Here is a 6,665-nt window from a genome sequence, read left to right as displayed (position 1 = left end):
CAATATCATCAGCTGCCCACGCGAATTCGGTGTAGATGTCCTGAACGTCCCAGGAAATCTCGCTCTTCCCGAGCATTGATTTGACTGTTTCCGCCGCCTTGTAAAGTTCGTCGATCTCGCGTTGCCGCTCTTCGACCCAGACGGTGGAAATGACATCATATGTGCCGAGGTAAGGGCCGGCTCCCATTGCTACCACGAGGGCAGTCAGGTGGGCTTGGTGCGTGCCACAGAACGTGATGGCACTCTCCAGGTCCTTATGGAATTTGGTGACATCGAGGACACCGAGAACGGTTTTGATCGTCATGGTCTGAGCCTTTCCTGTGTGAGGATCGTCCTGAGCATAGCAAACCAGCAGTCGCTGACTTTGATCTAGCGCAAAGGGCGACCGTCGCCGACAATGCGCGGGCGCTCGTGGCAATCCGCGTTACCAAGGCAATCACGGTCGCGATTAACGAGGTATTGTCAGTCCAGGAGCTGGCGCAAGCGCGCCGCAAGTCCACGCGTGGTATAGGGCTTTTTCAGCCAGCTCGCGTTTTTCAGGAAACTTCCGCCAATAATCTCAGGCGACGCATAACCAGACGTTAGCAACACCGCAACATCGGGGCGCCGCTCCTTGACCGCCTCTGCCAGCTTGTCGCCGGTCAGGGGTCCGGGCATTATGATGTCAGTGAATACGAGTGCAATTTCCGGTATTTGCTCGAAGAGAGCGAGCGCATCTGTGCCGTTTCCTGCCTCCAACACCTGATATCCCAGACCTTTCAACCGCGAGACAGCCACGCGCCGGACCCGGGGATCGTCCTCGACGACCAAGACAAGTTCCTCGCCCGTCGGGAGTGCGACATCGTCAGTAACGGACGGACCGTCAGGAGTGATTGCTCCTTGCTGAACTGGCAGAAATATTCGAACACACGTTCCTTGGGCCGTCTCGCTGTAGAGCTGGACATGCCCACCAGACTGGCGGGCAAAACCGTAGACCATACTCAGCCCAAGCCCGGTCCCCGTGCCGACGGCTTTGGTCGTGAAGAAGGGTTCGAACGCGCGGCGTTTGATCTCTTCCGTCATTCCAGTCCCGGTATCGCTCACAGCGATGAGCACATATTCACCTGTCCTGACATAGGGGTACATCGCCGCATAATCGACATCAAGGGTTACGCGGCTGACCTCAATTGTAAGACGTCCGCCGTCCGGCATCGCATCGCGAGCATTTAGGGCAAGATTGAGGATTGCGTTTTGCAGTTGTGACGCATCCACTAGCGCGCGATTGGCTGCTCCAGTGACAATGCTGCGCAACTCCACTCTTTCCCCGAGCGTGCGCCTGAGAAGATCCGCAAAACCGTCGATTAGTCGACCTACGTCTTCGAGCTTTGGATCGAGTGCCTGCCGGCGCCCGAAGGCAAGAAGCTGACCGGTGATCTTGGCGCCGTCGTCTGTGGCCAACTGCGCCTCACGAGCGAGGCTAAGAAGTTTCGGGTCGGAAAGCTTCGCCTCGAGCATTTCGAGATTGCCCCCGATGATGGTGAGAAGATTATTGAAGTCGTGCGCAAGTCCGCCCGTCAATTGACCGACCGCCTCCATCTTCTGCGCCTGGCGCAGTTCCTCCTCCATTCGATGGCGGCTCGTCAGGTCGCGAATGAAGCCCGTGAACACACGCTTGCCGTCAGAAATCGCCTCGCCCACCGAAAGCTCCATCGGGAACAAGGTACCGTCTTTTCGCAGGCCGGTGACCATACGGCCATATCCGATAATGCGACGTTCGCCGGTTTCTATATAGTGAGTTAGGTAGCCATCGTGTGCCCCGTGATATGGCTCGGGCATCAAAACGTTTACGTTCGAACCTTTCAGTTCCAAAGCTTGATAGCCAAAAAGTCGTTCGGCAGCAGCGCTAAAGGCTGTAATTTGGCCCCTTTCATCGATAACGACCATTGCTTCGGGGACCGTAGCCAAAATAGAGGCCAGATGTGCCTCACGCTGCGCGAGGTTCCCTTGCGCTTGTTTCAGCGTAGTGATGTCGTTGTTGGTCTGGATAATAACCAGAGTCCCGGTTTGCTCCTTGATTACACAGACAAAACGAGCAGCGATATAGAGGCTGTGCCCGTCCTTGTGTTGGTGCTTTAAATCTCCGGACCAAGCACCAGTCTCGTGAAGTTTGCGACGGATGTCCTCAAGAGGTTCCGGAAATTCTGTGGCAAGAAGGTCGTGCACGATGGCGCCGATCGCCTCGGCACGGGACCATCCGTAAAGGGCCTCACATCCTGCGGTCCAGCGCTCGATCACCCCGTCGAAGCGATGAACAATGACGCTTGCCCCGCCGAGGATCCGTTCGATCTCGCCCAATCCGTGTTGGGTGACCGTTTGTAACGCCTGGAATTGAGACATCGCGGTTCTTCGGGTTAAGCGCTGGCAAACTCGCGCGCGTTCACGTCATCATGCACATCCGCCCCGCCATGGAAAGCGTCAACTTCACCGGCGAGCGTGATCAACTTCTCGATCTTGACCCCGTATTGATGACGCCCCTTCGCCGTGATCACCCCGCGCGAAGCAAGGCTGGAAAAGGTCCTGGAAACTGTTTCGATTGTTAGGCCAAGATAGTCTGCAATGTCCTGGCGTGTCATCGGTAAGTCGAGCTGAGACACAACGAATGCGTCCCGGTCGCGTCGAGCTGTCAGGACAAGGAATGTGCAGACGCGTTCCTCTGCTGTCTTCGTCGCCAACAGGACCATCTGTTCCTGTGCGGCAGCCATCTCGTCGCTCAGTCGCGCAAAAAGGCTGGGTCGGAGTTCAGGCGACTGGTCCATCCTTTGCTGGAAGCTCTGCTTGGAGAAACGCCGGACCCTCGTCTTCGTCACCGCCTCGGACCCGTAGAGATACCGATCCAGGAGCGAAATTCCAATCAGATCGCCAGCGTAGAGAAACCCGGTAATGACGCGGCGGCCGTCAGAGAGTATCTTGAAGACTCTGACGAGACCTTCGACGATTTYGAACACATGCTTTGCGGGGTCGCTCTGCCAGAAGATCGGCTGTCCCGGCTCGAATGTTTCGATTGGCTGTCTGTCGAAGACGCACGCCAGGCTCGGTTGAAGGTGTGACGCCAGAGCAATGACGCCTTCGGAACGGGATTGACGAGCGATTTCTGTCGGGACCATAGCCATCTCCTCTCTCGTGTTTGACGAGGGGATTTGAGCTGGTACATGTGACGAGCGAACGCTAGGCCCGTAATAGTTAGCGCGAAATTGCAACAATTTGTAACAGATGCCAAACTCCTTGGGACACAATAGCGATTGGGCTTCCTGCATGCAGAACCTTCTTGTCATCGACGATGACCCGCGCATCCGGGATATGCTGACCCGCTATTTCCAGGAGGAGGGTTTCGGCGTGACGGCGGTGGCGGACGCCTCAGCGATGCGCGCCTGTCTGGCCCGCACAACGTTTGATGCCATTCTCCTCGATCTCGTCCTGCCCGGAGGCGATGACGGACTAGCGATCGCAAGAGAAATACGTCTAACGTCCGACATTCCAATCCTGATGTTGACAGGGCGCGACGACGTCATCGACAGAATTGTCGGCCTGGAGATCGGGGCAGACGATTACATTGCCAAACCCTTCCACCTTAGGGAGGTGCTGGCGCGTCTTCGCACGGTGCTCCGGCGACGCGCGGCGATCAGCACTCCGAACGGAGACGCCAAGGGCGACGCCCTTACCTTCGAAACCTTCACTCTTGACCTCGGCCGGCGCCTTGCGGTGACTGCGCGCGGAAGCGACATCGACCTGACGACGGGCGAATTCGACATGCTCGTCGTTCTCTGCCGCCACCCAAAACGTGTGTTTTCACGCGAGACGCTGATGGAACTCACTCGCGGCCGCGATCTCGACGCCTTTGACCGAAGCATCGACGCGCAGATCGGTCGCTTGAGAAAAAAGATAGAACCTGACCCGTCCAGACCCGATCTGATCAAATCGGTCCGGGGCGTTGGCTACGTCTTCACCGGCAAGCCTGTATCCCGATAGCGCACGACTATTTGAGGATCAGCCGAACGCCATGATCCCAACGGCTGTAGTCTAAACGCTGTAGCCGCCGCGTCCAGTTGTCGGACGTCAATGTCCAGAAGCGAATGCTTGTGCATTCGGCTTTTGCGGCGATGCCCCGCAGCTTGTCAATAAGGGCCTTGGAGACCCCGGCATCGTCTGCGGCACTCGCAACGACGAAGATGGGCACATCAAGTATTCGTTTATGCGCGAAATCATCGCCAAGCTTGCACAAAGCAAGTCCCTGAATCACCCCCATCGGATTGAGCGCGATCCATGCCTGCTCCCCTCGCTCAACAACGTTGGTGTTGGTCGCCAGCTGAGCGCAGTATCGTCGCCATGCAGCAAGGTCGAGTGTCGAGGCGACAGGTTCGATAAGCGGATAGGCCCTATCCACATCAAACGGCTGGATCTGTGTAATAGTATAGATTGGAGACATACGCATTTCCTCAGTGAACCTCGTGGCCGACCTTGACGCTACCTTTCAGCCGATAGGCTTGCCGATGTCATTCGTCTCGAATGCCTACGAAAGCGGAAAAGCCAACCTGTTGCATTGCGACAGATCAATGCCGGATCTTCGAATTTAAGCTGAATTGGGCATTCCAAGCCAAAACCGGGCAGAACGCCTGCATTGCGCCCTCCAACTCGCAAGGACGACCGATGATCCCCAAGCGCGGCGGCGAATTCCTGTTAAAGGTGCGCTCGCGTGGCGTCCTATTGGTGCTGACTGCCTCCCTGGGTCTGCTGATGGGCACACTCTTTCTAACTGCGAGACGGTCGGAACTGGCAGGGCTGGCATTCATGGGAGGCACCATCCCAGTACTCTCGGCCCTCTTCCTCCAGATTGTTCGGTCGCTTCGCAAAGGCGATGCCGGACTCGATATCGTCGCGGCGTTGTCGATGAGCGTCGCCCTCGCCTTCGGTGAGCATCTTGCCGCGAACGTCGTGGCATTGATGTATGCCGGCGGGCAACTGCTTGAGAGTTTCGCCTCCAACCGCGCGGCGAGGGAAATGACGGCTTTGATGGGTAGAGTCGCTCACACGACAATGCGTTATGCCGGCGATGCTCTTGAGGAAGTCCCGATAATAGACGTCCTGGCAGGCGACCGGTTGATGATCCGCCGCGGCGAGGTTCTACCCGTCGACGGTGTGATTCTCTCCGGCGAAGCGACGCTCGACGAGTCGGCACTGACGGGTGAGGCTGTACCAAAACGCCATTTGGTCGACCAGGAAGTCTTGAGCGGCACCACCTCGGTGGGAGACGTCTTCGACATTGTCGCTCTTCGTCCGGCAGCCGAAAGCACTTATGCCGCCGTCGTCCGCCTAGTGGAGGCTGCCCAGCAGACCAGGGCGCCCATGGTGCGTCTGGCCGACCGATACGCGATCCTTTTCCTGGTCGTCACCCTTTCAGTCGCCTTTGCGGCATGGTGGTTGTCGGGCGACCCGCGACGGGCTCTTGCCGTTCTGGTGATCGCAACACCTTGCCCTTTGATCCTTGCAGTGCCCGTGGCGATCATGTCCGGCATCTCTCGTTGTGCAGCGCAGGGTTGCCTCGTCAAGGACGGCGGCACGCTTGAGGCGCTCGGGCGAGTTCGGGTCGCCATCCTTGATAAGACCGGTACGCTGACCCATGGCAAGGCGACGGTGGCCGCCATCGAGACAACTGGCTGGCTGGAGGAAAACGAGCTTCTACGCCTTGCCGCCTCGCTCGACCAAGCCTCGGGCCATGTGTTCGCCTCTACTTTGATAGAGGCCGCTCGTGACCGTGGCCTACCTCTTGAGCGGCCGACCAATGTAGATGAGGCGCCAGGTGATGGCATAGAAGGTTCCATCGGTCACCATCGAGTCATTGTCGGCGGTGCCCCCTTCGTGGCCGGTCGGGTTGAAGAGGCCGTAAAACTGCATGTACCGAACCCACGGCGTGCGGGTGAAGCGACGATCTCCGTCGCTGTCGACGGGCGAATTGCCGGATCGATTGTGCTATCGGATCGGGTTCGTCCAGAGGCACGAAACGTTCTTCACAAGCTCCGTCGTCACGGAATCCAGCGAATCATCCTCGCGTCTGGCGACAGGCTGGACGTTGCGACCAGGATCGGTAAAGACCTCGGTCTCGACGAAATTCTTGGCGAACAAGCACCAGCTTCCAAGGTCGTTATCGTTGCTTCCGCACGCCAATGGGGACCCGTCCTCATGGTCGGCGACGGTGTGAACGATGCACCCGCTCTGGCGATGGCCGATGTGGGGGTGGCCTTGGGGGCACGAGGCGCTGCTGCCGCCTCGCAGTCGGCTGGGGTCGTTCTGCTCGTCRACCATCTTGAACCGCTCGCCGAGGCTTTAGGCATTGCCCAACGGACGATCCATATCGCCCGACAGAGCGTGTTCGCCGGCCTTGGCTTTTCTCTCGCCGGGATGGTCGCTGCCGCCCTCGGGTACCTTCCACCCCTGCATGGGGCTCTTCTCCAAGAGGCGATAGACGTTGCTGTGATCATGAATGCTTTGCGGGCATTGCGACCGGTAGAAAGGGTAGATGCCAACGTTTAGAACTGCCAGACCTCTTTATGTTACAAACAATGGACGGGGTTCGACCGAGATTAGGCGGAACATTCTCGCTCGTTGTTATGTGTCACGCGGGTCTGAGACTA

The 6,665-nt window shown here is 58.0% G+C and carries 5 protein-coding genes and 1 pseudogene; 2 read left to right on the top strand and 4 right to left on the bottom strand.

Translation table 11 applies throughout. The features are described 5' to 3' along the window. From AC1D17_RS22030 to AC1D17_RS22020, 3 genes and pseudogenes are all read right to left on the bottom strand, one after another. A pseudogene (locus tag AC1D17_RS22030) lies at nt 1-304 on the bottom strand (universal stress protein); the annotation flags it as partial. A gap of 158 nt (nt 305-462) precedes the next feature. Next, a complete protein-coding gene (locus AC1D17_RS22025; RefSeq protein WP_477567443.1) occupies nt 463-2,376 on the bottom strand; it encodes a hybrid sensor histidine kinase/response regulator in 1,914 nt (637 codons plus the stop codon). Between the two features lie 14 nt (nt 2,377-2,390). Then, on the bottom strand, nt 2,391-3,143 hold the full coding sequence (locus tag AC1D17_RS22020) for a Crp/Fnr family transcriptional regulator (RefSeq protein ID WP_477567442.1): 753 nt from the start codon (nt 3,141-3,143) through the stop codon (nt 2,391-2,393). Between the two features lie 148 nt (nt 3,144-3,291). On the opposite strand from AC1D17_RS22020, the gene AC1D17_RS22015 reads away from it, so the two are divergent. Continuing rightward, entirely contained in the window at nt 3,292-4,005 is a 714-nt protein-coding gene (locus tag AC1D17_RS22015) for a response regulator (RefSeq protein ID WP_477567441.1), read from the top strand. 7 nt (nt 4,006-4,012) lie between these two features. On the opposite strand, the gene AC1D17_RS22010 is transcribed toward AC1D17_RS22015, so the two are convergent. After that, nucleotides 4,013-4,462: a hypothetical protein gene (locus AC1D17_RS22010; protein ID WP_477567440.1), complete on the bottom strand. Its 450-nt coding sequence runs from the start codon at nt 4,460-4,462 to the stop codon at nt 4,013-4,015. Nucleotides 4,463-4,683: 221 nt separating this feature from the next. Between AC1D17_RS22010 and AC1D17_RS22005 the strand changes: the two genes are divergently transcribed. Continuing rightward, nucleotides 4,684-6,564: a heavy metal translocating P-type ATPase gene (locus AC1D17_RS22005; RefSeq protein WP_477567439.1), complete on the top strand. Its 1,881-nt coding sequence runs from the start codon at nt 4,684-4,686 to the stop codon at nt 6,562-6,564. Nucleotides 6,565-6,665: the final 101 nt, after the last annotated feature.

The organism is Pararhizobium sp. P1_E7, from assembly GCF_056405855.1.
Note: the sequence above shows the minus strand (reverse complement) of the source record. Positions and strands in the feature narration are given on the sequence as shown.